The organism is Streptomyces sp. NPDC048603 (assembly GCF_043199475.1).
GTDB lineage: Bacteria > Actinomycetota > Actinomycetes > Streptomycetales > Streptomycetaceae > Streptomyces.
This window is the reverse complement of the sequence record NZ_JBICVY010000002.1, coordinates 510,888-532,240: the sequence shown is the minus strand read 5'-3', so window position 1 is coordinate 532,240 and position 21,353 is coordinate 510,888. Positions and strand designations below refer to the sequence as shown.

Sequence of the window (21,353 nt, the reverse complement as noted above, 5' to 3'; positions counted from 1 at the left end):
CGGGCACCCGTTCAGCGGGCGACCCCGGCCGGCAGGCCGTGGGTGGTGACCACCCGGGCGCTGCCGTCGGCCAGTCGGTAGGACAGGCCCACCACGGCCGTCCGACCGGCGCCGACCTGGTCGGCGAGCACCCGGGAGCGGTCGAGGAGCAGGTCGACGGTGTGCCGTATGTGCTCGGCGATGATGTCGTCCTCCTCGGTGAGCCCGGCGGCGCGGGCGGCCAGGACGCTGGGCGTGACGCGCTCGATGACATCGCGTACGTACCCGGTGGTGCTCACGCCGTCGGTCAGGGCGGCGCGGGTCGCGGCGACCGCGCCGCAGGTGTCGTGGCCCAGTACGACGACCAGCGGGCAGTCCAGGACGCTGACGGCGTACTCGATGCTGCCCAGCACCTCCGCCCCCGCCACGTGGCCCGCGGTGCGGACGACGAACAGGTCGCCCAGGCCCCGGTCGAAGATGATCTCGGCGGCGAGGCGGGAGTCGGAGCAGCCGAACAGCACCGCGAACGGCCGCTGGGCGGGAGCGGTCTCGGCGCGGCGCGCGGCGTCCTGGTTCGGGTGCTCGGGCGTACCGGCGATGAACCGCTGGTTGCCCGCCAGCAGCAGCTCCAGGGCTTCGGACGGAGACGGGGTCGGTGCGTCGTTCATGACCGCAGGCTACGTCCATGCCCGGCCGGCCACCGCACGGGGTCGATTCCGGCCCGCCGCCGGGGGCTCAGACGATGTCCTCGGCGATCTCCGCCTGCTCCCGGGCGTTCCCGTAGGCGGACGGGGTTCCGTACGAGCGCCGGGCGGCGTACCACCACGCGCTGGCGAGGACCAGCACCACCGCCAGGGCGATCACCGCGTAGTTCATCGAGTCGACGGTGACTGTTGTGCGGTGGTCGTGGTCATCAGTCCTCGCCTCGCATGGCCGTCGCGCCCTGTAGATCGGCGATCACTGTAGAGCGAGCACCGGCATCCGTATCCGGAACCCTGTTCGAACGTAAACATCAAGCCACGTACGGGATGTGAATGTGCGTCAGTCGGTCCGTCCGGCGGCGCGGGCCGATCTTGACGGGCGGCGTGAGGCTGGTGAAGGCTTCCGTACCGACGATCAACCATGCCGATACCAGGGACGGAGTGGTGATGACGGGCCCGGTGCTCGCTGTCGACCAGGGCACGTCGGGAACGAAGGCCCTCGTCATCTGCCCGGAGCGCGGGGTCATCGGCACCGCCTCCGCTGCCGTACGGCCCCGGTACCTGCCGGGCGGCCGCGTCGAGGTCGACCCCCGTGAGCTGCTGCGATCAGTGGTCGACGCCGGGCGTGCCGCCCTGGCCGCGGCCGGTGAGCCGGTGACGGCGGTCGGCCTGGCCAACCAGGGCGAGACCGTTCTCGCCTGGGACCCGGTCAGCGGCCGGCCGCTGACCGACGCGATCGTCTGGCAGGACCGGCGCGCCGAGGAGATCTGCACGGAACTGGCCCCGCACGCAGCCTGGTTGCGGGAACGGACCGGGCTGCCGCTGGACCCCTATTTCGCCGCGCCCAAGATGGCCTGGATACGCCGACGGCTGACCCGGCAGGGAGTCGTGACCACCAGCGACGTATGGCTCGTCCACGCGCTCACCGGCGCGTTCGTCACCGACGCGGCGACCGCGGGCCGCACGCAGCTGCTCGATCTCGACACCGTGGGCTGGTCGCGGCCGGCACTCGACGTCTTCGGGCTCGCCGACGAACGGCTGCCGGCGGTCGTCGACGCGGACACCCAGGTCGGCACCACCACGGCGTTCGGTCCCCCGCTGCCGCTGACGGGCCTGCTCGTCGACCAGCAGGCCGCGCTCCTCGCCCAGCGGGTCACCGAGCCCGGCACCGCCAAGTGCACCTACGGCACCGGGGCGTTCCTGCTCGCGCAGACCGGCCCGCTCCCCCGCCGCAGCGCCTCCGGCCTGGTCGGCTGTGTCGCCTGGCGGCTCGCCGGAGAGACCAGCTACTGCCTCGACGGGCAGGTCTTCACGGCCGCCTCCGCCGTCCGCTGGCTCACCGACCTCGGCGTGATCTCCGGCGCGGGGGACATCGACTCCGTGGGCGAAACCGTCCCGGACGCGGGCGGCGTCACCTTCGTCCCGGCGCTCGCCGGGCTCGCCGCCCCGTGGTGGCGGGGCGATGCGCGGGGCTCGGTCACCGGCCTCGGCCTCGACACGACGGCCGGGCACCTGGTGCGCGCGCTGTGCGACGGTGTGGCCGCGCAGGTGGCGGAGCTCGTGGACGCCGTCTCGGCCGACCTCGGCGCACCGCTCACGGCACTGCGCGTCGACGGCGGACTGACCCGGTCCTCGCTGCTCATGCAGGCCCAGGCCGATCTGCTGCAGATCCCCGTGGAGGTGTCGGCGCTGCCGGACGCCACGGCGCTCGGGGCCGGCGCGGTCGCCCGGCTCGGGCTCGACCCCTCGCTCACCGTCGACGAGGCCGTACCGGAGTGGAAGCCTTCCGCCGTCTACGAGCCACGGGCCGGCGCCGACCGCGCGGCGGAGCGCCGCGCACGGTTCAACGCGGCGGTGTCGGCCCTGCTCGACGGCCCGGCATGACCGTCACCACCGGCGGCCCGCTGCCCGGCGACACGTACGACGTCACGGTCGTCGGCGCCGGCGTGGTGGGCGCCGCGATCGCCCGCGAACTGGGCCGGCTCCCCCTGCGCGTCGCCCTGGTCGAGGCCTCCGACGACGTCGGCAACGGCACCTCCAAGGCCAACACCGCCATCCTGCACACCGGTTTCGACGCGGTCCCCGGCTCCCTGGAGTCCCGCCTGGTCCGGGAGGGACAGCGGCTGCTCGGGGCGTACGCCGCCGAGAGCGGCATCCCGGTGGAGCCGGTCGGGGCGCTGCTCGTGGCCTGGACCGGGGAACAGCTGGCCGCGCTGCCCGCCCTCGCCGGGAAATCCCTGCGCAACGGGTACCGCGCGGCCCGGATCCTCACCGCCGGGGAGGTACGGGCCCGCGAGCCGGAGCTCGGGCCCGGGGCGCTGGGGGCGCTCCACGTGCCGGACGAGTCCGTCATCTGTCCCTGGACGACCACCCTCGCCTACGCCACGCAGGCCGTGCGGGCCGGCGTCGACCTGCATCTCAACTGTCCGGTGCGGTCGGTCGCTCCGGGCGAACCGCACACGCTGACCACCGGCCGGGGCCCCTTGCGCACCCGCCACCTGGTCAACGCGGCGGGCCTGTACGCCGACGAGATCGACCGGCTCCTGGGCCGTGCGGACTTCACCGTGACCCCCCGGCGCGGCCAGCTGATCGTCTTCGACGAACTCGCCCGCGGCCTGGTGCGGCACATCCTGCTGCCGGTGCCGGACGCGCGCGGCAAGGGCGTGCTGGTGGCGCCGACGGTGTACGGGAAGGTGCTGCTCGGCCCGACCGCCGAGGACCTGGAGGACAAGACGGCCACCGAGTCGACCGCCGAAGGGCTCGCCCTGCTGCGGGAGAAGGGCCGGCGGATCCTGCCGGCGCTCCTGGAGGAGGAGGTCACCGCCGTGTACGCGGGGCTGCGGGCCGCCACCGGGCAGGAGGACTACGCGATCCGGGCCCACCCCGCTCAGCGGTACGTGACCGTGGGCGGCATCCGCTCGACGGGCCTGACCGCCTCGATGGCGATCGCCGCCCACGTGGTGGGGCTGCTCGCCGAGGGCGGTCTGCCGGTGACCGGGGCACGGGACCTGGAGCCGGTGCGGATGCCGAACCTGGGCGAGGCGTTCCCCCGGCCGTACCGCGACGCGGAAATGATCGCGGCGGACCCGGAGTACGGCAGGATCGTCTGCCACTGCGAGCGCGTGACCCGCGGCGAGATCCGCGACGCGCTCGCGGGGACCGTGCCGCCCGGTTCGCCGGACGGCCTGCGGCGGCGTACGCGCGCGCGGGGCGGCCGCTGCCAGGGGTTCCACTGCGGGGCGGCGGTCCGGGCGCTCTTCGAGGAGGCGCGCCGGTGAGCCGTACGGGAGCCGGGGCCGGCGCACGGGACGGCGTACGCGTCGAGGTTCCCGCCGACGTACTGGTGGTGGGTGCCGGCCCCGCCGGGCTGGCGCTGGCCGGCCGCCTCGCGGCGGCCGGCGCCGGACGGGTCGTGGTCCTGGAGCGCGAGCAGGAGGCGGGCGGGATGCCACGCCACTGCCACCACGGCGGCTTCGGCGGTCCGGTCCCGCTTCCGTGGCTCAGGGGACCCGAGTACGCGCGGCGGTCGGTGGAGGCGGCGGTGGCGGCCGGAGCCGTGGTCCGCACCGGTGTCACCGCCACCGGCTGGGCCGGCCCGCTGTCGCTGGAGACCACGAGCCCGGCGGGCCTGGAGCGGATCACGGCACGGGCCGTGGTCCTGGCCACGGGGGCCCGGGAGCGCCCGCGCAGTGCCCGGCTGGTGCCGGGCTCCCGCCCGGCGGGCGTCCTGACCACCGGGGAGCTGCTGCAGTCGGTCCACCGGTACGGGCAGGGCGTGGGCCGGCGGGCCGTGGTGGCGGGCGCCGAGCCGGTGGCCCGCCACGCGGTGCGCACCCTGCACCGGGCCGGGGCGACGGTGGTGGCGATGGTCACGGAGCGGAGGCGCGGCGCCGGGGTGCCGGGGGTGCCGCTGCTCACGGGGACGACGGTGAGCGGACTGCACGGCCGGGGCCGTCTGTCGGGCGTGGCCGTCCGCCACGAGGACGGCCGGGAGGGGTTCCTCGCCTGCGACACGGTGGTCTTCACCGGCGACTGGATCCCCGACCACGAACTGGCCCGCCGGGCCGGCATCGGCCTGGACCCCGGCACCCGGGGCCCCGGCGTGGACGCGTGCTTCCGTACGTCGGCGCCGGGCGTCTTCGCGGTCGGCAACGCCCTCCACGGCATCGAGCGCGCGGCCACCGCGGCGGGCGAGGGCGTCGCCGCGGCAGCCCCGGTGCTGGAACACCTGGCGGGTGCCCCCTGGCCCGAGCCCGGCCCGCCGCTGCTGGTCCGGGCCCCGCTCCGGTGGGTGACGCCGAACCGGATCACCGGCATGACCGGCGTCACCGGCATCGCCGGGCGGCCGTTGCTGCTGCGGTCCGGGGAGCCCTCGGCCGGCCTGGTGGTGGTGGCGGAGCAGGACGGCAGGCTGCTGTGGAGGCGGCGGTTCGCGGTCCCGGTGTCCCCGTCCCGGTCGCTGCGGCTGCCGACGGGGTGGGCTGCCCGGGCCGACCCCGCGGGCGGACCGGTCGTGCTGCGGGCCGGCTGAGGCCGCCGGTCCGCTCGCCGTGGGACCCTCATCGCGAGACCGCCCGCCGTGAGACCCCCGCCGTAAGGCCGCCTGCCGCGCTGCCCGGCCTCCCGGTGCGGCCCCGCCCGGAGCGCCGGCGTCCGCTCTCCTCTGCCGACCGACCGCAGAGGTTAGAAGATGGATTATGAGCAACTACCTGGGAACCCTCCGGCGCTGGCTGCTCCGCTCGACCACGGGTCCGTCCGCTCCCCCGCGCCGTTCCCCGCGCGGTCCCCGGCCGGGGCGGCACCAGGAGCGTCGGGAGCGCTCCGCGCCCGCCCGGGGAGGGACGCCGCGGCCACAGCGTCTGTCCTCCCTCCTGAGCGCGCGCAGCGTGGCCGGCGAGGTGTTCCTCCTTCAGCTGGCCGTCGTGGTGCTCCTCGTCGCCGCCGCGGTCGTGGCACTCGTGGTGCAGGGCCGGAGCGCCGCCATGCTGGACGCCCGGAACCGTACGCTCGCCGCCGCCGGAACCTTCGCGGAGTCCCCGGGGATCGTCGCCGCCCTGCGCAGCGAGCATCCGAGCGCGGTGCTGCAGCCGAGCGCCCAGGCGGCCCGGAAGATCGCCGGGGTCGACGGCATCAACGTGTACACGCTCGACGGGGTCACCCTCACCCACACCGACCCGCGGCAGATCGGGAAGCACGTCGTCGGCCCCTTCGCCAGGGCCGCGGCCGGCCGGTCGTTCACCGAGACGTTCGAAGGGTCCCTGGGGCAGTCCGTGGTCTCCGTGGTCCCCGTCAAGGACCCCTCCGGCCGGGTCGTCGCCGTGGTCTCCTCCCCGGTCACGGTCCAGAACGTGCAGACCATGGTGAACCGGCAGCTGCCGGTCGTCCTGGGCAGCGCGGCCGCGGTGCTCGCCCTGTCCGCGGGCGGAACCGCCCTGGTGAGCCGCCGGCTGCTGCGCCGGACCCACGGTCTGGGACCGGCCGAGATGACGCGGATGTACGAACACCACGACGCGGTGCTGCACGCGGTCCGGGAGGGCGTGCTGATCGTCGGCGACGGCGGACGGCTGCTGCTGGCCAATGACGAGGCGCGCCGGCTGCTGGAGCTTCCGGCGGACGCGGAAGGGCTCCCCGTCACGGAGCTGGGGCTGGAGGAGGGGATCGCCGAGCGGATCGCGTCGGGCCGTTCCGCCACCGACGAGGTGCACATGGCCGCCGACCGGCTGCTGGCGGTGAACATCCGGCCCACCGCCCCCTACGGCCAGGCCGGAACCGTCGTCACGCTGCGCGACACCACCGAGCTGCGGGCCCTCTCGGGCAGGGCCGAGGTGGCCCGTGAGCGGCTGAACCTGCTCTACGACGCGGGGGTGCGGGTGGGGACGACACTGAACGTGGAACGCACCTCGGAGGAACTGGCGGAGGTGGCGGTCCCCCGGTTCGCCGACGTGGCCACGGTCGACCTGCTGGAGCCGGTGCTGCGCGGCGAGGACCCGTCCGGGCCGAACACCGAGATGCGGCGCACCGCCTCCGTCGGCCTGCGGGGCGACCACCCCCTCTACCCCGTCGGCCGGCTGATCCGGTTCGTTCCCACCAGCCCCATGGCGGCCGGGCTGGCCGGCGGCCACGCGGTCCTGGAGGCGGACCTGCGGGCCACCCACCACTGGCGGGCCCAGGACCCGGCCAACGCCCGGCGGATCCTGGACCGCGGGATCCACTCCCTGATCGCCGTGCCCCTGCGGGCCCGGGGCGTGGTGCTGGGGATGGTCGGCTACTGGCGGGGGCAGGGCTCGCCGCCGTTCGACGAGGAGGACGTGTCCTTCGCCGAGGAGCTGACCGCCCGGGCGGCCCTGTCGGTGGACAATGCCCGCCGCTACACCCGCGAGCACACCATGGCCGTCACCCTGCAGCGCAGTCTGCTGCCCCGGAACGTACCGGAGCAGTCCGCCGTCGAGGTCGCGCACCGCTATCTGGCCGCGCAGGCCGGTGTGAGCGGCGACTGGTTCGACGTCATCCCGCTGTCCGGCACCCGGGTGGCCCTGGTGGTCGGCGACGTCGTCGGCCACGGTCTGCACGCCGCCGCCACCATGGGCCGGCTGCGCACCGCCGTGTACAACTTCTCCACCCTCGACCTGCCTCCGGACGAGCTCCTGAGCCACCTGGACGAGCTGGTCGCCCATATCGACACCGACGAGCAGGAGTGGCAGGGGATCACCGGAGCCACCTGCCTGTGCGCCGTCTACGATCCCGTCTCGGGGCGGGCGACGGCCGCCACCGCCGGCCATCCGGGCCCCGCCCTGGCCCACCCCGACGGCACCGTGTCCTTCCCCGAGGTGCCGGTCTCCCCGCCGCTGGGGCTGGGCGCGGGCCTGCCCATGGAGACCGCGGAGCTGACCCTGCCCGAGGGCTCGATGCTGGCGCTCTTCACCGACGGGCTGATCGAGAGCCGCGACCGGGATCCGGACGCGGGGCTGGCAGCGCTGCGCGCGGCCCTGGCCGGACCCGGGCGCACCCCGGAGGAGACCTGCAACGCCGTGATCGACGCGATGCTGCCCGCCAGGCCCAGCGACGACATCGCGCTGCTGGTGGCCCGCACCCGCCGGCTGGACCCCGACCGGATCGCCGAGTGGGAGGTGTCCCCCGACCCCGCGGAGGTGTCCCGGGTGCGCAACGCCTGCGCCGGCCGGCTGGCGGAGTGGGGCCTGGAGGACATCGCCTTCACCACGGAACTCATCCTCAGCGAACTGATCACCAACGCCATCCGCTACGGGGCGGAGCCGATCCGGGTGAGGCTGCTCCACGACCGCAGCCTGATCTGCGAGGTCTCCGACGGGTCCAGCACCTCCCCGCACATGCGCCGGGCCGAGGACACCGACGAGGGCGGCCGCGGCCTGTTCCTCGTCTCGCAGTACGCCAAGCGCTGGGGCACCCGCTACATCCCCCGCGGCAAGATCATTTGGAGTGAGCAGGCCCTCCAGGGCGAGCCCGCGCCGCCCGCGGCGGACACGGAGGAAGCACTCCTGGCCGAATGGGACGACGAGCCCCTCTGACCCGGACACCACCGGCTGGGACTGCGCCGCCGGGGCCTGCGAACGTACGCTGGTGTCGATCAGTATGCGATCGCCCGTTATGGAGCCTTTGTGCCCGCACCTCGTCTCCGGACCGCCGCCGTCGCCGTCTTCCTGGCCTTCGCGGCGGCGCCCGTCGGCGCCTGCGGAGACAAGCCCCCGGCCGTGCCCCGGGCACCCGCGGTGGCCACCTCCGCGGCGGACGCCGGCGGTATGGCGGCACTGACCGCGGCGGCGCAGAAGGAGGGCTCGCTGAACACGATCGCGCTCCCCGGCGACTGGGCCAACTACGGCGCGCTGATCGACGGCTTCGAGAAGAAGTACGGGATCAAGGTCGTGGTGGAGAACCCGGAAGGCACCAGCCAGGACGAGATCAACGCCCTGAAGGAGCACCGGAAGGACGGCCGCGCCCCCGACGTGATCGACGTGGGTGGCTCCTTCGCCCAGGCGGCCGCCCGGCAGGGCCTGCTCGCCCCGTACGAGGTCGCCGCGTTCGACGACATCCCCGGGGAACAGAAGGACCCGCAGGCCCGCTGGTACAACAACTACGGCGGCTACGTCTCGATCGGCTGTGACGCCAAGCGCGTCAAGACCTGCCCGTCGACCTTCGCCGATCTGCGCAAGCCCGAGTACAAGGGCCAGGTCGCGCTCAACGGCGACCCCACCAAGTCGGGCTCCGCCTTCGCCGGCGTGTACGCGGCGGCCCTGGCGAACGGAGGCTCCTTCGACGACATCCAGCCCGGCATCGACTTCTTCGCCGAACTCAGCAAGAACGGCAACTTCAACCCGGTCGAATCCACCCCGGCCACGATCGAGAAGGGCCAGACCCCGATCAGCATCGACTGGGACTTCCTCAACCTCGGATACGCCGACGAGTTCCGCCGGAAGGGTGCGGACGTCGACTGGCGGACCGCCATCCCCTTCGACGGCAGCTTCGCCCAGTACTACGCCCACGCGGTGAACAAGGACGCCCCGCACCCCGCGGCGGCCCGTCTGTGGCAGGAGTACGTCTTCAGCCCGGAGGGCCAGAACATCCGGCTCGGCGCCTACGCACGCCCCGTCCTCATGGACGCCATGGAGCGGGACGGCACCCTCGACAAGGCCGCCGCGGAGAACCTCCCGACGGTCGAGGGCACGCCGACGTTCCCCACGGAGGCACAGCGCGAGAAGGCGAGGGAGACCGTCAACCGCAACTGGGACGCGGCCGTCCGGGGCTGAGGGCCCAGGCCGGGGTTCAGCTGTCCTCGGGCATCCGCAGGGCCAGGACCGCCATGTCGTCGTGCCCGTCGCTGGGGTGACGGTCCGCCAGTGCCAGGACGAAGTCCTTCAGTGGCAACACCACGTGAACGGCGGCGAGTTCGGCGAGTTCGTCCAGGCAGTCGTCGAGCGGCCGGGCCCGGTGCTCGACGAGCCCGTCGGTGAAGAACACGATGGTGGCCCCCGCCGGCACGGAGTACACGTGGTCGGGGCGGTGCTGCTCTGTGCTCACCCCGAGCGGCACGCCGGGCTCGGCCCGCAGGTACTCCGCGGAGCCGTCGGCGGTGACCAGCAGCGGGGGGAGGTGGCCCGCGGTGCTCCACTGCATCGTCCAGCCCGGTCCCTCGTACCGGATACGGGCCAGGCAGGCGGTGGTGACGGGGTTGTCTGTGGTCGCCTCCAGGGTGCGGTCGAGCTGCGCGAGGATCCCGCCGGGCTGGGTGCGGCGGTCGTAGAGCAGGGCGCGCAGCATGCTGCGCGTCTGGGCCATGGCGGCTGCCGCCCGCAGGTCGTGGCCGACGACGTCGCCGATGATCGCGGCGCAGACGCCGTCGGGCAGCATGATGGCGTCGTACCAGTCCCCTCCGATGTGGTCGGGCTCGGAGGCCGGCCGGTAGACGGCGGCGGAGTCGAACGGGTGCAGGTCGGGCAGGGTCGGCAGCAGGAGGCGCTGGAAGTGTTCGGCGCTGGCACGGACCCGTCCGAAGAGGCGGGCGTTCTCGATCGCGATGCCGACCACACCGGCCAGGGCGACGACGATCTCCTCGTCGGCACGGTCAAAGGCACGCCCGTCGCTCCGCTCGGACAGGTAGAGGTCGCCGTAGATCGTGCCGCGGACCCTGATGGCGGCCCCGAGCAGGGTTCGCATGTGCGGGTGGCCGGGAGGGAAGCCCACCGAGGACGGGTGGGAGGGGATGTCCTCGACCCGCATGGGTTCGGGGTGGTGGATGAGGTGTCCCAGCACGCCGCGGCCGCGGGGAAAGGCGATCCCGGCCAGCGCGGCCCGCTCGGGTTCGGACAGCCCCGCGGTGATGAACTGCTCCAGGTACTCACCGGACTCGTGCAGCACGCCCAGCGCTCCGTACCGCGCGCCCACCAGGCCCATGGCGGTGGTGACGATGCGGTGCAGGACCTCGGGAAGTTCCAGTTCCTGGGTGATGGCCAGCACCGCGTCCAGCAGGCCCTGCAGCTGGTCCTTGGCCCTGGCCGACTCCCGCAGCTGCTCGTCGATCCGCTCCAGCTCGGCTTCCAGCCGGTGGTGCGGCCCGCGGTCGGGGCGCGGCCGTGGGTCCCCGGGCTGCTCGGCCATCAGCGCCGCCCCTGGAGACCGGTCCGCGGCAACGCCGTCGGATCCACCGGGCGGCCACCGCGCGGCCGCACAGGAGACCACCTCCACGTGCGGTGCACCCGGCCCCCTGACACGAACCGCCATCGACTGAGGGCCCAGCCTCACACGGCCGCCCGTCCCACCCGCCCATTTGCTCCGTACGCGGCATGTCGCGTACGGGCGGCGGGGCGCCCCGGTCAGGCCGCGGTGGGCTCCGCTATGGGCTCCGCGGCCAGGGAGACCGGCTTGACGTGGGCGAACATGCTGCGGGCGTTCCAGGTGGGGAAGCCGCGTACGAGCCACGCGGGGCCGTGGAGCTCGATGCGGCGGTCGCCGGTGGCCTCGGCCCAGGTGAGCCGGCCCGCGTGCCACCTGACGAAGGCCTCCGCCTCCGCCGTGATGTAGAGGTCCTCGTCGACGCCGGGGTACGTCTTGCAGATCTCCGTGTCCCCGTGCTCGATCAGCAGCCAGTAGCGCTCGCGGTGCGGGCGGCCGGTGAAGTCGAACCGGACGACCACGCGCCGGTCCGGGAGCCGGTCCCGGCGGAGCGCGTTGCACATCGACCACAGGGCCACGAAGGGATCGAGGTGCTCCGGGGCGATCTCGAGCCAGGCGGCACCCCACTCGCCGAGCGATACGCACACCTTGAACAGGTCCTGGCCCGCGGGCGTGAGCTCGTAGTGGCGCCCGTGCCCGTCCGGTTTCGGCGACGCGTCGACGATCCCGAGCCGTTCGAGCTGTTTGAGGCGCTGCGAGAGCAGGGTGCGGGAAAGCCCCGGCGCGCCTTCCAGGATCTCGCCGAAGCTTCCGCAGCCCAGGTAGAGGTTGCGGATGATCAGCGGGGTCCAGCGCTCGGCGAAGATCTCCGCGCCACGGGCGATGGGACAGTACTGGCCGTAACTCCGCACAGGACCAGTGTCGCGCTCCTGGCACAGGGGGGGAACTCTTGGCGATTGACAGCGTTTGAGGACGCCTTGGCATCGATGAGTGGGGGAGGGCTGGGGCAAGAGGAACGGGAGTTCTTCGTTCGAATGCGTGACCTTTGCGGGAGGTGCTCGTTGGTGTGGCGACCTGGCGATGCGCTGCCGGGAAGGGCTGGAGCACTCCCCCCGGACGTGGGCGGCCCGCAAGCAGGCCCTGACCGGCGAGTCCTCCTCGCGCTGGGCGGGCAGCATCACCAAGGCCACGCACGATCAGTGGGCACTGGCCCGCCGAGGGCAGCTCGCCCACATCCAGAGCCTCGAAGCAGGGGTGCGCACCCTCACACACCGGCTGTCGCTGCCGCTGGGGGCGAAGGGTTCCAAACGGGCCCTGGGCGGTTACCGCACCCGGCAGGAGTGGCACGCCAAGAAGCGCCGCCTGCACGTACTCGAGAGCCGGCTGGAACAGGCGCGGGCCGACCGTGACGGCGGAACCGTGCACGTCGCGCGCGGCGGGAGGAAGCTCGCCCGCGCCCGCCACAACCTCCAGCAGGCCGGGCTGAGCGAGGCCGAGTGGCGGCAGCGGTGGCAGGCCGAGCGGTGGTTCCTCGCCGCGGACGGCGAGTCCGGCAAGAGGTACGGCAACGAGACCATCCGCGTCGGCCCCGACGGCGAAGTCAGCATCAAGCTCACTGCCCCGCTCGCCGGACACGCCAACGCCCCGCACGGCCGGTACGTCCTCACCGGACGCCTGCGGTTCCGGCACCGGGGCAGTGAGTGGGCCGACCGTGTGCAGGCCAACCGTGCGGTTGCCTACCGCATCCACCACGACACGGCCCGCGACCGCTGGTACCTCACCGCCCTCTGGCAGATCCCGCCCGCCAAGACCATCCCGCTGGCCGCCGCCCTCGCCGAAGGTGTGGTCGGCGTCGACACCAACGCCGACCACCTCGCCGCCTGGCGGCTGGACACCCACGGCAACCCCATCGGCAGCCCCCGCCGCTTCCCCTTCGACCTCGCCGGCCCCGCCGGGCATCGCGACGCCCAGATCCGCCACGCCCTGACCCGCCTGCTGACCTGGGCCAAGACGTGCGGTGTCAAGGCCATCGCCATCGAAGACCTCGACTTCACCGTGGAGAAGACCCGCGAGAAACACGGCCGCAAGAAGCGCTTCCGGCAGCTGATCTCCGGTATGCCCACCGCACGCCTGCGCGCCCGTCTGACCTCCATGGCCGACCGGACCGGCATCACGATCATCGCCGTCGACCCGGCCTACACCTCCCGGTGGGGCGCCCAGCACTGGCAGAAGCCCCTGACCAGCCAGAACAGGCACACCACACGCCACGACGCGGCCGCCGTGGCGATCGGACGACGCGCCCAGGGACACCCGATCCGGCGACGGACGGCACCGCCCCGCCACCACCAGGGCGATCGTTGCGGGCATCGGACCGCCCAGGCCCGACCGGCCACCCCCGGGCGCGAGGGAACCCGCCCCCGCATCCCCGGACCACGGACACGATCCGTGCTTGCCGGACGCGGCGCGAACGCGGGCAACCAGAACGCCCAACACCGTTCGGGGCGTTCGGCTGAGCACGAGCCCTGGCAACAGGACCCACTCCCGCTCAGCCTCGAGGAACGGTGAAGTCCAGATTCCTGACTTCACGGCGGCGGCCTTCGGTGGTGCGGTGGAGTCCTCGGGGGAAACGACCGCCGGCCGCCGAGCGGGCCGGCCACCCGGGCGAGGAGGCGACCGTGATGCAGATCGACGGCTTCCGGGGCCGGCTGATCACCGCCGGCCACAGCGAGTACGACACCGCCCGCGCCGTGTGGAACGGCGCTGTCGACCGTCACCCACGGCTGATCGCCCGCTGCGGCGACACCGCCGACGCGGCGGCGGCCGTGCGGTTCGCCCGCGAGCACGACCTGGAGATCGCCGTCCGGGGCGGCGGTCACAACGTGGCCGGCACGGCGGTGTGCGACGACGGGATCGTCATCGACCTCTCGGCGATGCGGGGCGTGTCGGTCGACCCCGCCGGCCGCAGGGCCCGCGTACAGGGCGGTGCCCTGTGGGGCGATGTCGACCGCGCCACGCAGGCCCACGGCCTGGCCACCACCGGCGGCATCGTGAGCCACACCGGTGTCGCCGGGCTCACCCTCGGCGGTGGCCTCGGCTTCCTCATGCGCGGACACGGGCTCGCCGTGGACAACCTCCTGGAAGCGGAGGTCGTGACCGCCGAGGGCGGCATCGTCCGGGCGTCCGCCGACGAACACCCGGACCTGTTCTGGGCCCTGCGGGGCGGCGGCGGCAACTTCGGCGTGGTCACCTCGTTCCGGTTCGCCCTGCACCCCGTGGGCCCGGCCGTGCTGGCCGGACCCGTCTTCTGGGCGGCCGAGGAGACCACCGAGGTGCTGCGCTTCTACCGGGACTTCGCCGCGCGGGCTCCCGACGAGCTGGGCAGCGTCGTCCGGCTCGGCACGGTCCCGCCCCTGCCGGCCGTCCCGGAGCACCTGCACGGGCGCCCCGCGGTCGCCGTCGCCTGCTGCCACAGCGGCACCGTCGAGGCCGGCGAACGTGCGGTGCGGGCACTGCGCCGGTTCGGCAGGCCCCTCGTGGACCTGCTCGCCCCCACCCCGTACGCCGCGTTCCAGGGTGCTCTCGACGACACCGTCCGCCACGGGTGGCACTACCACTGGAAGGCCACGGACCTGGCCGGCCTCTCCGACGACGCCATCACCGTCATCGCCGAGCACGCCTGTGCCGCCCGCTCGCCCCGGTCCTACGCGGCCGTGTTCCACCTGGGCGGCGCCGTCGCCCGGGTCCCCCGCGACGCCACCGCCTACGCCGGCCGCGACGTCGCCCACCACATCGTCATCGACGCGGCGTGGCTCCCCGAGGAGTCCGGCAGGGTCGCCGCCGCCGAGACCGCCTGGGCGCGGCGATTCCTGCGGGCCCTCCGGCCGCACGCGGCCGGCGGCGTCTACGTCAACTTCCTCGACTCCGACGACGGCGCCGGCCGTGTGCGGGAGGCCTACGGCGACGGGACCTACCGGCGGCTCGCGGAGGTCAAGGCCAAGTACGACCCCGACAACGCCTTCCACCACAACAAGAACATCCCGCCCGGCTGAGCGGGACCCGACCGGCGACCCGCGGTCAGTCCAGCAGGAGTTCGGGGTTGTGCAGGTCCAGCCAGGTGTGGAGGTCCAGGACGCGTTCCAGGCCGGCGCGGACGCCGGTGGTCATGCCGGCCGGGTCCTGCCCCACGACCGCTTGCGACCAGGCGCGGTCGACGAGGGCGAACACGGGCGCGTCCGGCTCGGCGAGCAGCTCCTTCACCTGCTGCTGGAGGTGCGCCGCGTACTCGGGGTTCTGCGGGGACGGGTAGGGGCTCTTGACCCGCTCCACCACCGAGCGCGGCAGCACGTGGGCGGCCGCCCCGCGCAACAGGCTCTTCTCCCGGCCGTCGTAGGTCTTCATCGACCACGGGGTGTTGTACACGTACTCGACGAGTTCGTGGTTGCAGAACGGGACGCGCACCTCCAGGCCGACGGCCATCGACAGGCGGTCCTTGCGGTCGAGCATGTTGCGGACGAAGCGGGTCAGGTGGAGATGGAACACGGAGCGCATGCGCCGGTCGGTTTCGGACTCGCCGTCGAGGTGGTCGACCTCGGCGAGCGCCGTCGCGTACTGGTCGGCGGTGTACGCCGCGACGTCGAGGCGCGTCCGCAGTCCGGGCTCGATGTGGTCCGTGCGTGCGGCGAGGCTCAGCGGGGGGATCACGGCCATCCACGGGAAGGTGGCGGCGCGGGTCAGCGCCTCGACGTGGAACCAGGGGTACCCGCCGAAGACCTCGTCGGCCGATTCGCCCGACAGGGCCACCGTCGAGCGTTCCCGGATCGCCTTGAACAGGAGGTAGAGCGAGCTGTCGAGGTCGCCGAAGCCGTTGGGGATGTCGCGGGCGCCGACGGTGGCGCGCCGTACCCCGGGGTCCGACAGGTCGGCCGGGTTGAGCACCACGTCGTGGTGGGCGGACCCGACGTGCGCGGCGACGTCGCGGACGAACGGCGAGTCGGGGGTCTCGCGCATCTCGTCGGGGACGAAGTTCTCCTCCTGGCCGGCGAAGTCGACGGAGAAGGTGCGGACCCGCTCGCCGCGCAGGGCCAGCCGCTCGGCGGCGAGGCCGGTGATGGCGCTGGAGTCCAGCCCGCCGGAGAGCAGCACGCACTGCGGCACGTCCGAGATCAGCTGCCGGTCGACGATGCCGGTGAGCATCTCCCGCACCCGTGCCACGGTGTCGTCGAGGCCGTCCGTGTGCTCGGCGGCCCGCAGGCGCCAGTAGGTCCGCTGCCTCAGGCCGCTCCGGTCCACGGTGATCAGCGTGCCGGGCAGCATCTCGTGCATGCCCTTCCACAGGGCCCAGCCCGGGGTCTTGGTCTGCGCGAACAGCTCCCGCAGCCCGGCGGTGTCGACGGCCTTGCGCACCAGGGGGTTCGCCAGGATCGCCTTGGGTTCGGAGCCGAACAGCACGCCGTCCGGGGTCGGGTGGTAGAAGAGCGGCTTGATGCCCATGCGGTCGCGGACGAGGAGCAGCTTCTGCTCGCGCTCGTCCCAGACCGCGAACGCGTACATGCCGTCGAGGTGGTCGACCATGCCCTCGCCCCACTCGAGGTAGCTGTGGAGCACCACCTCGGTGTCGCTGTCGGTCCGGAAGGAATGGCCGCGCGCGGCGAGGCGGTCGCGGAGCTCGCGGAAGTTGTAGGCCTCGCCGGAGTACACCAGGGTGATGTCGCCGGCGGGCGTGCTCACGCTCATGGGCTGGGTTCCGCCGGGCAGGTCGATGATGGCGAGGCGCCGGTGTCCCAGTCCGACGTGGGTGCGGAGGTACGTGCCGCGGCCGTCCGGGCCGCGGCAGGCCATCGTCTCCGTCATCGCGTCGAGCACGTCGCCCCGGCGCGTGAGGTCGGTGTCGAACGAGACCCAGCCGGCAATTCCGCACATGGCAACCCCCTGTAACCGAAACGGTCCGAACCGGTTTATCACCGTAACGATCACCGTCTTGGCGCCACAATGTGCAATTCACCTCTGGGGATATGGGTTTTGCACGGCCGTGGATGCGGAAAAACCGCCGCCGGTCGCGTCGTCGACGCGGCGGCGGCGGTTTCTCCGACGGACCGTCAGGGGGGTTCGGACCGTCGGGGCGGGCGGTTCGGGAGGGGCGGCCGGGGGTCGTCCGCCCGGGGTGAACCGCCCGGGGAGTGGTGGTCAGGGGGCGGAGGGCCAGGGGGCGGCGGACGCTTCGGAGGCCGTGCGCGCGCTTGCCGTGAGGAGTTCGACGACCGGGGCGCGGTGTTCCTCCAGGTAGAAGTGTCCGCCGCTGAAGGTCCGGAATTCACAGGATCCGGTGGTGGTGTCGCGCCAGCCTTCGGCCTCCCACGGATGGATTTCGGGATCCCGGTCGCCGTACAGCACGGTGACCGGAATGTTCAGCAGGTTTCCCGGCACGGGGCGGTAGGTTTCGCTCAGCCGGTAATCGCCCCTGATGACCGGCAGGAACGCCTGGATGAGCGGGGCGTTGTCGAGGAGGTCGCCGTGGGTCGCTCCGGTCCGGCGCAGTTCCCCGACCAGTTCCTCGTCGCTGCCGAGATGGACCCGGCCGGGCCGGGTCAGTTCGGGTGCGGGATGGCCGGACACGACCAGGTGCGCGGGCGGTTCGCCCGCCGCCGCGAGCCGGCGGGCGAACTCGTAGGCGGCGAGGGCCCCCATGCTGTGCCCGAACAGGACGGTCGGCAGGGACGGCCCGCCGGCCGGCAGGTCTTCCGCCAGGGCGGCGGCGAGGCCCTGGAGGTCGGCCGGCACCGCTTCGGAGTACCGGTCCTCCCGGCCCGGGTACTGGACGGCGAGGAACTCGATGTCCCAGGGTGCCGCCGCGGCCCACGGCCGGTAGTGGCTGGCGCTGCCGCCGCCGTGCGGGAACAGCAGCACCCGGGCCCGGGCGTACGGTCGCGGGGCGTGCCGCCGGAACGCTCCGGCGCGCGTGTCCTGCAGTACGGGATCGACGGACATCTCGGCTACCGCTCCCTCGCTGCCGGTGCCATGGCGATGTTCCAGAAGTCGGCGTAGCGGCCGCCGCGGCCGAGCAGTTCGTCGTGGCTGCCTTCCTCCACGACCCGTCCGCCGTCGAGGAAGACGACCCGGTCGGCGCGCTGGACGGTGCGCATGCGGTGGGCGACCATCACCACGGTGCGGCCCGCCATGAGGCGTTCGATGCCCTCGTGGACGGCTGCTTCGCTCACCGGGTCCAGGGCGGAGGTGACCTCGTCGAGCAGGACGACGGGCGCGTCCTTCAGCAGGGCCCGTGCGATGGAGACGCGCTGGCGTTCACCGCCGGAGAGGAGGGTGCCGCCCTCGCCGACGTTGGCCGCCCAGCCGTCGGGCAGCCGCTCGATGACCTCGTCCAGGCGGGCCGCGGTGGCCGCGGCGCGGACCTCGGCCTCGGTGGCGTCCGGGCGGCCCAGGCGTACGTTCTCCTCGATGGTGCCGTCGAAGAGGTACACGTCCTGGAAGACGATGGCGATCTGCGACATCAGCACCTCGGTGTCGACGGCGCGTACGTCCACACCGCCCAGCCGCACCGCGCCGGCGTCCACGTCGTAGAACCGGGCGATGAGCTGGAGCAGGGTGCTCTTGCCCGCGCCGGAGGGTCCGACGACGGCGAGCCGCTGTCCCTGGGGCACCGTGAGGGAGGCGCCCTCGAACACCGTGCGGTCGCCGTGCCGGAAGGTGACTCCGTCGAGCTCCAGGTCGTGGCGTTCGGGACGGACCGGCCGGTCGGGCTCCGGCAGCGGCTCGGTGCGCAGCACCGCGTCGAGCTTGGCGAGGACGGCGCGTGCGCCGCGGAGCTTGCCGCTGATGTCCGTGAGGGAGAGCAGCGGGTCGGCCGAGCGGGCGGCCAGCACCAGGATGGTGAGGACCTCGGCGACGCCGACGTCCCCTTCGAGGGCGAGGTAGGCTCCCAGGACCAGCAGCCCGGTGAACATCGCCTGCACGGTGAGCCCCAGGCCCACGGCGCCGGGCAGTGCCGAGAGGGTGGACCGGCGGGAGGTGCGCTCGACGGCCTTGAGCGAGTCGTCGAGCAGCCCGAAGCGTTCGGCGGTGCGGCCGCCGGCCCGCAGGACCGGCTGGACCTGGAGGTATTCGATGACCCGCCCGGTGGCCTCCTCGTCGCGCAGGGAACGCTCGGCGTCGTTGGCTGCGGTGAGGCGTCCGGTCCACTTCTGGATGGCGGCCACGACCGGTACGGCGACCAGCGCGGCCAGGCCCAGCTGCCAGTTGAAGGCGAGCATCACGACGACGATCGTCAGCGGTGTCACGCTGGCGGAGACGAACGGTGCCAGCAGGTGTGCGATCACGCTCATGGCCTGCAGGACGCCGCGGCTGGCGAGGACGGACACCTCGCCGAGGCGGCCGGCGGTGTACCAGCCGATGGGGAGGCGGGCCATGTGGTCGCCGAGCCGGTGGTACAGGCCGGTCAGCAGCCGGGCGCCGACGTGGAACCCGGAGAGGTCGCTGAGGTAGCGCAGCGCCGCGTAGAGGGCGAACGCGCCGCCGAAGGCGATCAGCCAGGGCCAGGCGTCGTCGGGGGTGCTGCCGAAGAGTTCCCGCAGCACGGGGACGAGGAGTGCGTAGGACAGGCCCTCGGCGATCGCGGTCGCCGTCATCAGGGCCACGGTGCGACGTAACGGCTGGGCGTATTCGCGTCCCAGCACGCTCAGCAGCATGCGGATCATCGGAGCTCGTCTCCTTGCAGTACGCCGCCGTGAAGGTCGGCCTCTTCCGTGGCCGCCGCTCGCTGTGCCTGCCAGAACGCGGCGAACCGGCCGCCCCGCGCGAGCAGTTCGGAGGGCCTGCCCCGTTCGACGATCGAGCCGTCGTCGAGCATCACGACGGTGTCGGCGTCGGCGATCGTCTCCAGGCGGTGGGCGATGACCAGGGTGGTCCGGTCGCCTCCCAGGCCCGCCAGGGCCCGGCGCACGGCCTGTTCGGTCTGCGGGTCGGCGAAGGCGGTCGCCTCGTCGAGCACCAGCACGGGGGTCTCGGCGAGGAGGGCGCGGGCGAGCGAGATCCGCTGTGCCTCGCCGCCGGAGAGTCCGGAGTCCTCGCCGATCACCGAGTCGTAGCCGCGGGGCAGTTCGAGGATCCGTTCGTGGATGTTGGCCAGGCGGGCGGCGCGCTCCACGTCCTCGCGGTCGGCGTGCGGCACCGCCAGGGCGATGTTGTCGGCGACGGACGCGCGCAGCAGGCGTACGTCCTGGAAGACGAAGGAGACCGACTTGTAGAGCTCCTGGCTGCCGAGCTCGCGCAGGTCGACGCCGCCGAGGGTGACCGAGCCCTGGGTCGGGTCGAAGAACCGGGGCAGCAGCTGGACCAGGGTGGACTTTCCGCTTCCGGACGGGCCCACGACCGCGGTGACCGTGCCGGGTTCCAGCACCAGGTCGATGCCCTTCAGCACCTCGCGGTCGGCCTCGTAGCCGAAGCGGACGTCCCGCAGTTCGACCCGGTGGCCCCGCGGGGCGGCGGGGTGCGCGGGCTCGGGGAGGGACTGCACCTCGAGCACCTCGCGGATCCGGCCGACGGCGCGGCCGGCGGCCTGCATCTCGTCGAAGCCGTGGCCGAGGGCCGCCACGGGGGCGGTCAGGCCGAGGCCGAGCAGCAGGAAGGGCAGCAGGTCGGCCGGGGCGAGGTCGCCGCCGGTGATCCGGGAGGTGCCGCCGATCAGGACGACCAGCAGGACGAACGGCGGCGACAGGACGAGCTGCATGCCCGCGGCGATCCTGGAGAGGCCGTGCACCCACTGGCGGAAGGTGGCGACGAACTCGTCCGCGGAGGTGATGAACTTGCGGTGGGCGCGGCCGCCTCCGCCGAAGGCCTTGACCACCGCGATGCCCTGGACGAACTCGATGACGGAGCCGGCGATCTTGCCCATGGCCGCGTCGAACTCCTCCTGCTCACGGGTCCGGGTCGGCGTCATCAGCAGGGGCACCAGGGCCATGGCCATCACCACCGGCACCAGCGTGATCAGGGTGAGCAGCCAGTCGATGGTGAACAGGTAGATCAGGGAGGCCAGCGGGACCACGAAGGCGGAGACGAGCTCACCGGGGGTGTGGGCGATGAAGGGGTGGACCGCGCTCACGTCCTCCCCCACCACCTTGGCCAGTTCGCCGGTCCGGCGGCGGGAGAACCAGCCGATCGGCACCCGGCCGAGCCGGTCGGCGAGCTGCCGGCGGAAGGCCAGCTGGACCTTCCCGTCGAGGACGTGTCCGATCCCCGACGACGCGGCCGTGAACACCAGCCGGACGGACAGGCCGATCGCGCCCGCGGTGACGACGAACCACACGTGGTCGCGGTCGACGGGGCCCGGCTTGAGCAGGGTGCGGCCCAGTTCCACGACGGCAAGCAGCGGCGCCAGGCCCGCGAGAGCACCGATCACCTGCAGGATCACGACGGTCGCGAAACTCCACACGTACGGGCGTAACAGCCGTTTCATGACGCCCGGTTCCGCTCCGGAACCGGGGTCGGACGACGGCGTGGACCGCCCCTTCGCCTCAGCGG

The 21,353-nt window shown here is 73.4% G+C and carries 14 protein-coding genes and 1 pseudogene; 7 read left to right on the top strand and 8 right to left on the bottom strand.

The window, feature by feature from the left end; genetic code table 11:
* Positions 1-11: 11 nt before the first annotated feature.
* Together ACGFQ9_RS05935 and ACGFQ9_RS05930 are read right to left on the bottom strand one after the other, a co-directional pair.
* A complete protein-coding gene (locus tag ACGFQ9_RS05935) occupies positions 12-647 on the bottom strand; it encodes a carbonic anhydrase (RefSeq protein ID WP_393571583.1) in 636 nt (211 codons plus the stop codon).
* Positions 648-714: 67 nt separating this feature from the next.
* Positions 715-870, bottom strand: a pseudogene (locus ACGFQ9_RS05930) (amino acid permease); the annotation flags it as partial.
* A gap of 257 nt (positions 871-1,127) precedes the next feature.
* Here ACGFQ9_RS05930 and ACGFQ9_RS05925 point away from each other — a divergent pair.
* The 5 genes from ACGFQ9_RS05925 (at position 1,128) to ACGFQ9_RS05905 (ending at position 9,460) form a co-directional block, all read left to right on the top strand.
* Positions 1,128-2,564, top strand: coding sequence for an FGGY family carbohydrate kinase (locus tag ACGFQ9_RS05925; protein WP_393571581.1), 1,437 nt, complete (start codon positions 1,128-1,130; stop codon positions 2,562-2,564).
* On the top strand, positions 2,561-3,958 hold the full coding sequence (locus ACGFQ9_RS05920; RefSeq protein ID WP_393571579.1) for an FAD-dependent oxidoreductase: 1,398 nt from the start codon (positions 2,561-2,563) through the stop codon (positions 3,956-3,958). Before ACGFQ9_RS05925 ends, ACGFQ9_RS05920 begins: the two co-directional genes overlap by 4 nt.
* Positions 3,955-5,211, top strand: coding sequence for an NAD(P)/FAD-dependent oxidoreductase (locus tag ACGFQ9_RS05915; protein WP_393571577.1), 1,257 nt, complete (start codon positions 3,955-3,957; stop codon positions 5,209-5,211). The genes ACGFQ9_RS05920 and ACGFQ9_RS05915 overlap by 4 nt, the downstream gene beginning before the upstream one ends.
* A 166-nt stretch (positions 5,212-5,377) precedes the next feature.
* The gene (locus tag ACGFQ9_RS05910) at positions 5,378-8,224 is read left to right on the top strand and encodes a SpoIIE family protein phosphatase (RefSeq protein ID WP_393571576.1); all 2,847 of its coding nucleotides are present in this window, start codon (positions 5,378-5,380) and stop codon (positions 8,222-8,224) included.
* 90 nt (positions 8,225-8,314) lie between these two features.
* Positions 8,315-9,460: an ABC transporter substrate-binding protein gene (locus ACGFQ9_RS05905; RefSeq protein ID WP_393571575.1), complete on the top strand. Its 1,146-nt coding sequence runs from the start codon at positions 8,315-8,317 to the stop codon at positions 9,458-9,460.
* 16 nt (positions 9,461-9,476) lie between these two features.
* On the opposite strand, the gene ACGFQ9_RS05900 is transcribed toward ACGFQ9_RS05905, so the two are convergent.
* Both ACGFQ9_RS05900 and ACGFQ9_RS05895 read right to left on the bottom strand, forming a co-directional pair.
* Positions 9,477-10,808: a PP2C family protein-serine/threonine phosphatase gene (locus ACGFQ9_RS05900; protein WP_393571574.1), complete on the bottom strand. Its 1,332-nt coding sequence runs from the start codon at positions 10,806-10,808 to the stop codon at positions 9,477-9,479.
* Positions 10,809-11,023: 215 nt separating this feature from the next.
* Complete coding sequence (locus tag ACGFQ9_RS05895) at positions 11,024-11,734, bottom strand: winged helix-turn-helix transcriptional regulator (RefSeq protein ID WP_393571572.1); 711 nt, start codon at positions 11,732-11,734, stop codon at positions 11,024-11,026.
* 169 nt (positions 11,735-11,903) lie between these two features.
* Between ACGFQ9_RS05895 and ACGFQ9_RS05890 the strand changes: the two genes are divergently transcribed.
* On the top strand, positions 11,904-13,388 hold the full coding sequence (locus tag ACGFQ9_RS05890; protein ID WP_393571881.1) for an IS200/IS605 family accessory protein TnpB-related protein: 1,485 nt from the start codon (positions 11,904-11,906) through the stop codon (positions 13,386-13,388).
* 113 nt (positions 13,389-13,501) lie between these two features.
* Entirely contained in the window at positions 13,502-14,872 is a 1,371-nt protein-coding gene (locus ACGFQ9_RS05885) for an FAD-binding oxidoreductase (RefSeq protein ID WP_393571879.1), read from the top strand.
* A gap of 25 nt (positions 14,873-14,897) precedes the next feature.
* Here ACGFQ9_RS05885 and asnB read toward each other — a convergent pair whose 3' ends face one another.
* The 4 genes from asnB to ACGFQ9_RS05865 form a co-directional block, all read right to left on the bottom strand.
* Complete coding sequence (gene asnB, locus ACGFQ9_RS05880) at positions 14,898-16,742, bottom strand: asparagine synthase (glutamine-hydrolyzing) (RefSeq protein WP_393571570.1); 1,845 nt, start codon at positions 16,740-16,742, stop codon at positions 14,898-14,900.
* Positions 16,743-17,006: 264 nt separating this feature from the next.
* Positions 17,007-17,807 carry a thioesterase II family protein gene (locus tag ACGFQ9_RS05875; protein WP_393571568.1) on the bottom strand — a complete coding sequence of 267 codons (801 nt, stop codon included), beginning with the start codon at positions 17,805-17,807 and terminating at the stop codon, positions 17,007-17,009.
* Positions 17,808-17,812: 5 nt separating this feature from the next.
* On the bottom strand, positions 17,813-19,531 hold the full coding sequence (locus ACGFQ9_RS05870; RefSeq protein ID WP_393571567.1) for an ABC transporter ATP-binding protein: 1,719 nt from the start codon (positions 19,529-19,531) through the stop codon (positions 17,813-17,815).
* Positions 19,528-21,288 (bottom strand): ABC transporter ATP-binding protein, encoded by a 1,761-nt coding sequence (locus tag ACGFQ9_RS05865; RefSeq protein WP_393571565.1) that lies wholly within the window; start codon positions 21,286-21,288, stop codon positions 19,528-19,530. Before ACGFQ9_RS05865 ends, ACGFQ9_RS05870 begins: the two co-directional genes overlap by 4 nt.
* Positions 21,289-21,353 lie beyond the last annotated feature (65 nt).

Bases quoted from the DNA above. Each gene is read 5' to 3' on its own strand.
- ACGFQ9_RS05865 (WP_393571565.1), bottom strand. From the start codon at position 21,288: ATGAAACGGCTGTTACGCCCGTACGTGTGGAGTTTCGCGACCGTCGTG.
- ACGFQ9_RS05900 (WP_393571574.1), bottom strand. From the start codon at position 10,808: ATGGCCGAGCAGCCCGGGGACCCACGGCCGCGCCCCGACCGCGGGCCG.
- ACGFQ9_RS05870 (WP_393571567.1), bottom strand. From the start codon at position 19,531: ATGATCCGCATGCTGCTGAGCGTGCTGGGACGCGAATACGCCCAGCCG.
- ACGFQ9_RS05885 (WP_393571879.1), top strand. From the start codon at position 13,502: ATGCAGATCGACGGCTTCCGGGGCCGGCTGATCACCGCCGGCCACAGC.
- ACGFQ9_RS05875 (WP_393571568.1), bottom strand. From the start codon at position 17,807: ATGTCCGTCGATCCCGTACTGCAGGACACGCGCGCCGGAGCGTTCCGG.
- ACGFQ9_RS05890 (WP_393571881.1), top strand. From the start codon at position 11,904: ATGCGCTGCCGGGAAGGGCTGGAGCACTCCCCCCGGACGTGGGCGGCC.
- ACGFQ9_RS05920 (WP_393571579.1), top strand. From the start codon at position 2,561: ATGACCGTCACCACCGGCGGCCCGCTGCCCGGCGACACGTACGACGTC.
- ACGFQ9_RS05935 (WP_393571583.1), bottom strand. From the start codon at position 647: ATGAACGACGCACCGACCCCGTCTCCGTCCGAAGCCCTGGAGCTGCTG.
- ACGFQ9_RS05910 (WP_393571576.1), top strand. From the start codon at position 5,378: ATGAGCAACTACCTGGGAACCCTCCGGCGCTGGCTGCTCCGCTCGACC.
- asnB (WP_393571570.1), bottom strand. From the start codon at position 16,742: ATGTGCGGAATTGCCGGCTGGGTCTCGTTCGACACCGACCTCACGCGC.
- ACGFQ9_RS05925 (WP_393571581.1), top strand. From the start codon at position 1,128: ATGACGGGCCCGGTGCTCGCTGTCGACCAGGGCACGTCGGGAACGAAG.